We start from the raw sequence: 5,340 nt of genomic DNA, 5'->3' as shown, positions 1-5,340 counted from the left end.
GTCCTCGGTGCCCGCCGACAGCAGCTCACCGAGCCGGCTGAACGCGTCGGGCCCCGGCAGCAGCCCGCCCACCGCGTACTGCGGGACCGTGGTCACCGTCAGCATCAGCAGCGCGACCACCGCCTGGGCCGCCACCACCACGGGCGACGGCGCACCGAACCGCCGCGCCGCCATCCCGGTGCCGGTCAGCACCGCGAGCAGCAGCCCCGCCTGCACCAGCCAGCCGCTCTCCCGGACCAGCGGCAGCAGCGCCGCCGCCGCGCCCATCGTGGCCAGCCACGCCGCCGCGGCGACCCTCGGCCTCATCTCCACCACGCTCACCGCCCCCTGTACGAAGCCGCTCGTTCCCCACCGGCCTGCTGCCACACCTGCGCCAGCGGCACCCCCGGGTGCAGCGGCAGCGCGGTCCAGCCGCTCTCCCGCAGCCGGCCGAGCGTCCCGGCCTCCACCCCCGGATCCAGCTGGCCCGCCGCCACGAAGGCGATCCCGTCCGCCGCCCGCTGCCGCAGCCGCGCCAGCTGGTCGAGCCCCGCCAGGTCCGGGGCGCCCAGGAACGCGATCAGCAGCCCGCCGTCCCCGCCGGCCAGCGCCGTCAGGGCGCCCTCCAGGCCACTGGTCGGAGCCGTCATCCGCTGGGTGTCCGTCACCAGATCCAGCGGCCCCGGCAGCGGCGAGTGGTCGAGGACGGCCAGCGCGTCCAGCATCAGCCCCGTCGTCTCGGCGCTGTCCGCCCCGTGCCCCGGGCCCGGCAGCGCCTGCCCGCGGTCGGTGACCAGCCGCACCTGGTAGCCGCGTTCGGCCAGATGCGTGATCACCGAGGCGGCCCCCGAGACGGCCCGCTCGAACGGCGCATGCGGCCCGGAGCCCGCGTAGCCGGAGCGCCGGGTGTCCAGCAGCACCGTGCACCGGGAGCGCGGCGGCTGCTCCTCGCGGCGCACCATGAGCTGGCCCCGGTGCGCGGTGGACCGCCAGTGCACCCGCCGCAGATCGTCACCGTGCCGGTAGTCCCGGGGGATCACGTCCTCCTCGCCGGTCACCGCGAGCGAGCGCTGCCCGCTCTCGCCCTGCCCGCCGGCGTCGCCGCCGAGCCGCACGGGCGGCAGCGTCTCGATGTGCGGCAGGACGGTCATCACGTCGTACGCGTCGAAGGAGCGGTGCAGTTCGACCATGCCGAACGGATCGGCCAGCCGCAGCTCCAGCGGCCCCAGCGGATAGCGCCCGCGCTGGTCGGAGCGCACCCGGTAGCTGACCTCGCGCTGCCCGCCCGGCTCGATCCGGTCCAGGACGAACCGGGGCCGGGGGCCGAGCACGTACGGCACCCGGTCCTGGAGCATCAGCTGACCGCTGGGCAGCCGGAAGGCGTTGTCCACCCGCAGGTGCACCCGGGACTCCCCGCCGGCCGGCACCCGGGCGGGCGACAGCCGGCGGGCCGCCGTCACCCGGCTGCGGGTCAGATACAGCACCAGCACGCTGACCACCGGCAGCGCCACCAGCAGCGCGCCCACCCGCAGCAGGTCGGGCTGGCCCAGCAGATAGGCGCACACCGAGGCGGCGGCACCGGCGGCCACGAACGACCGCCCGCGCGTGGTCAGCCCGCCGAAGGCCGCCCGTACCGTCCCGCGCCGGTCGTCGTCCCCGGCGGGCATCAGTAGCCCCGGTGCTGCGGGGCGCCGTACGGAGAGGACACCGGGGTGCGGTGCAGGATCTCGCCGACGATCTGCTCGGCGGTGCGCCGGTTCAGCTGCGCCTGCGCGGTGGGCAGCAGCCGGTGCGCCAGCACCGGGACGGCCAGCGCCTGGACGTCGTCGGGCAGCACGTAGCCGCGCCCGCCGAGCGCGGCGGACGCCTTGGCCGCCCGCAGCAGCTGCAGGGTGGCCCGGGGCGAGGCGCCGAGCCGCAGTTCGGGGTGGGTGCGGGTGGCGACCACCAGATCGACCGCGTACTTGCGCACCGCGTCCGACACGTGGATCTCCCGCACCGCCTCGATCAGCTTGACGACGTCCTGGGCGGTGGCCACCGGCTGGAGGCCGTCCAGCGGGGAGTAGCCGCCGTGCGTCCGGAGCATCCGCATCTCGGCCTCGGGGTCGGGGTAGCCGACCGAGACCCGGGCCATGAACCGGTCCCGCTGCGCCTCCGGGAGCGGGTAGGTGCCCTCCATCTCCACCGGGTTCTGGGTGGCGATCACCATGAACGGGTCGGGCAGCGGATAGGTGCGGCCGTCCGCGGTGACCTGGCGCTCCTCCATCGCCTCCAGCAGGGCCGACTGGGTCTTGGGCGAGGCGCGGTTGATCTCGTCACCGATGACGATCTGGGCGAACACCGCGCCCGGCTTGAACTCGAACTCCTTGCGCTGCTGGTCGAAGACGCTGATCCCGGTGATGTCGGAGGGCAGCAGGTCCGGTGTGAACTGGACCCGCTGCACCGTGCAGTCGATCGCGCGGGCCAGCGACTTGGCCAGCATCGTCTTGCCCACGCCGGGCACGTCCTCCAGGAGCAGGTGCCCCTCGGCCAGAAGCACGGTCAAGGAGATGCGCACGACCTCCGGCTTGCCCTCGATCACGCTCTCCACGGCGCGGCGCACCTGCTCCGCCGTGGTGCTCAGATCGGTGAGCTTCGTCTGCTCCTCATAGGTCGTCAACCGGCCCTCCTCGGCCTGCACTGCTGTCTCGTCCCCACCTTGGACGGCGCGGACGCTGCCCGATACGGCGACACCCGGAATGCGCCGGGAGGTTGCCCTCCGGCAGACATTCTTCACACCCCCGGTCGCGGCCGTTACCGGTCGTCGGGGTCCTCGGGGTCGATCTCGCGGAGCAGACCCGACGTCACGTCGAACACGAATCCGCGTACGTCATCAGTGTGCAAGAGGAAGGGCGAGGTGCGCACACGTGTCATCGACTGGCGGACGTCCTGGTCCAGATCGGTGAACGACTCGACGGCCCAGCTGGGCTTCTGCCCGACCTCCAGCTCCAGTTCGTGCCGGAAGTCCTCGGTGAGCTGGAGCAGGCCGCAGCCGGTGTGGTGGATGAGGACGACCGATCGGGTGCCGAGTCCGCGCTGAGAGATGGTCAGCGACCGGATGATGTCCTCGGTGACCACACCGCCGGCGTTGCGGATCGTGTGACAGTCGCCCAGCTCCAGGCCGAGCGCGGCGTGCAGGTCGAGCCGGGCGTCCATGCAGGCGACAATGGCCACCTTGCGCACGGGACGCGCGTCCATTCCGGGATCGGTGAACGTCTTGGCGTACTGCTGATTGGCCGAGACCAATTCATCTGTGACCGATTTTGGCATGACCCGACGGTATTACGCCCGGCCTCCTCACGGGTACCGGAGCCCCTCCGGTGAGATCGGGCGACAGCGCGGAAACACCCGCATCCGGCCCCCGGCCGTGACCGGTGTCACCCCCGGCGGAAGCCCGCCGCGGCAACACGCGCACACTCCGAACCTCAATGATTGACCCGCCCGGGGTGTGGACTAGTGTGACGCGCACCGGGAGGCGGGCAGGCGGGTCCGGGCCTGCCCGGAGTGGTACCGCACCCGCCCCACCTCCCTTCGGAAGGCGCATGACGACCAGCAACGACCGGCCCCCGCACACCCGGCACCGCCCGGTCATGCTCCAGCGCTGCCTCGACCTGCTCGCCCCCGCCCTCCAGGAGCCGGGCGCCACCGTCGTGGACTGCACCCTCGGCCTCGGCGGCCACAGCGAGGCCCTGCTCGGCGCCTTCCCCGAGGCCCGCCTCATCGGCCTGGACCGCGACACCAGCGCCCTGGAACTGGCCGGCGCCCGGCTCGCCCCGTACGGGGACCGCGCCACCCTCGTGCACGCGGTGTACGACGAACTCCCCGCCGTCCTGGACCGGCTCGGCACCCCCCGGGTCGCCGGAATCCTGTTCGACCTGGGTGTGTCGTCCATGCAGCTGGACGAGGCCGACCGCGGCTTCGCCTACGCCCAGGACGCCCCGCTCGACATGCGCATGGACCAGACCACGGGACTCAGCGCCGCCGACGTCCTGAACACCTATCCGCCCGGTGAACTCGTCCGCATCCTGCGCGCCTACGGCGAGGAGAAGTTCGCGCCGAAGATCGTCGAGGCCGTCGTCGCCGAACGCGCCCGGCAGCCGCTGACCTCCAGCGCCCGCCTGGTCACCCTCATCCGCGACGCCCTCCCGCAGGCCGCCAAGCGCACCGGGGGCAACCCCGCCAAGCGCACCTTCCAGGCGCTGCGCATCGAGGTCAACGGGGAACTCGCCGTCCTGGAACGCGCGCTGCCCGCCGCCGTCGACGCCCTCGCGGTGGGCGGCCGGATCGCGGTGCTCTCCTACCACTCCCTGGAGGACCGGCTGGTCAAGCGGGTCCTGGCGGAAGGCGCCCGCAGCACCGCACCGGCCGGGCTGCCGATCGTCCCCGAGGAGTACCAGCCCCGGCTCGCCCTCCTCACCCGCGGCGCCGAACTCCCCACCGACGAGGAGATCGCCGACAACAAGCGGGCCGCCCCGGCCCGGCTGCGTGCCGCCGAACGGGTCAGGGAGCGGGTGCGGTGAGCCCGAAACGGCGCGAGCCGGGCCCGCAGACCCGGATCGCCCGGCTCACGGGGCTGGTACCGGCCGGGCGCGGCTCCGCCGCCGCCCGTACGCCGTTCGTGCTGCTGATCGTCCTGCTGCTGGGCACCGGGATGCTGGGCCTGCTGCTCCTGAACGCCTCGCTCAACCAGGGCTCCTTCGAACTGAGCGAGCTGCGCCGCCAGACCCAGGAACTCACCGACGAACAGCAGGCGCTCCAGGCCGAGGTGGACGCCTTCTCCGCCCCCGGCGCGCTCGCCGAACGCGCCCGCGACCTCGGACTGGTGCCCGCCGGACCCCCCGCCTTCCTCGACCGGGACGGCACCGTGCGCGGTGAGCCCGCCCCGGCCCCGGAACCGCCACCGGCCGACGAGGAGTCCTCCACCCCGGAGGACGCCGCCGGGCAGCCGGACGAGCAGGACGGCGAGCAGGACCCCCAGGACCCCCAGGACCCCCAGGACGACCAGGACCCCCAGGACGACCAGGAGCAGACCGAGGAGCCCGACCCGGCCGACGGGACCACCACCGGGACCGCCGGCACCGGGGCGGGCGCGCAGGACCCGCCGGACGCCACGACCGCGGGCCCCGACGGCGGCGAGCCCGCCGACGCCGCCACCGGCACCGGCCCGGCGGCCCCCGACCCGGACCCGGACGAGGAGGCGAACCCGTGAGCGGATCCGACCGAGGACGCGGCGGCGGCACCCCGGGCCCGGGGGGCCCCCCCCCCCCCCCCCCCCCCCCCCCCCCCCCCCCCGGGCGGGCCCCCCCCCCCCCCCCCCCCCCA

At 74.4% G+C, this 5,340-nt stretch carries 5 protein-coding genes and 1 pseudogene; 2 read left to right on the top strand and 4 right to left on the bottom strand.

Annotated features, from left to right (window positions below; translation table 11 throughout):
* The 4 genes and pseudogenes from ACFV5N_RS24205 to ACFV5N_RS24190 all read right to left on the bottom strand — a co-directional run.
* Positions 1 to 306 (bottom strand): annotated as a pseudogene (locus ACFV5N_RS24205) (transglutaminase); the annotation flags it as partial.
* 11 nt (positions 307 to 317) lie between these two features.
* Positions 318 to 1,646: a DUF58 domain-containing protein gene (locus ACFV5N_RS24200; protein WP_385603610.1), complete on the bottom strand. Its 1,329-nt coding sequence runs from the start codon at positions 1,644 to 1,646 to the stop codon at positions 318 to 320.
* A complete protein-coding gene (locus ACFV5N_RS24195) occupies positions 1,646 to 2,638 on the bottom strand; it encodes an AAA family ATPase (RefSeq protein WP_385603608.1) in 993 nt (330 codons plus the stop codon). Before ACFV5N_RS24195 ends, ACFV5N_RS24200 begins: the two co-directional genes overlap by 1 nt.
* A gap of 134 nt (positions 2,639 to 2,772) precedes the next feature.
* The gene (locus tag ACFV5N_RS24190; RefSeq protein WP_385603606.1) at positions 2,773 to 3,288 is read right to left on the bottom strand and encodes a beta-class carbonic anhydrase; all 516 of its coding nucleotides are present in this window, start codon (positions 3,286 to 3,288) and stop codon (positions 2,773 to 2,775) included.
* 272 nt (positions 3,289 to 3,560) lie between these two features.
* Between ACFV5N_RS24190 and rsmH the strand changes: the two genes are divergently transcribed.
* Together rsmH and ACFV5N_RS24180 are read left to right on the top strand one after the other, a co-directional pair.
* Positions 3,561 to 4,538 carry a 16S rRNA (cytosine(1402)-N(4))-methyltransferase RsmH gene (gene rsmH, locus ACFV5N_RS24185; protein WP_385603604.1) on the top strand — a complete coding sequence of 326 codons (978 nt, stop codon included), beginning with the start codon at positions 3,561 to 3,563 and terminating at the stop codon, positions 4,536 to 4,538.
* On the top strand, positions 4,535 to 5,227 hold the full coding sequence (locus tag ACFV5N_RS24180; protein WP_385603601.1) for a septum formation initiator family protein: 693 nt from the start codon (positions 4,535 to 4,537) through the stop codon (positions 5,225 to 5,227). Before rsmH ends, ACFV5N_RS24180 begins: the two co-directional genes overlap by 4 nt.
* The last annotated feature ends 113 nt before the right edge of the window (positions 5,228 to 5,340 follow it).

The sequence above is a fragment of the Streptomyces sp. NPDC059853 genome, assembly GCF_042731495.1.
In the GTDB taxonomy this organism is placed as follows: domain Bacteria; phylum Actinomycetota; class Actinomycetes; order Streptomycetales; family Streptomycetaceae; genus Streptomyces.
Note: the sequence above shows the minus strand (reverse complement) of the source record. Positions and strands in the feature narration are given on the sequence as shown.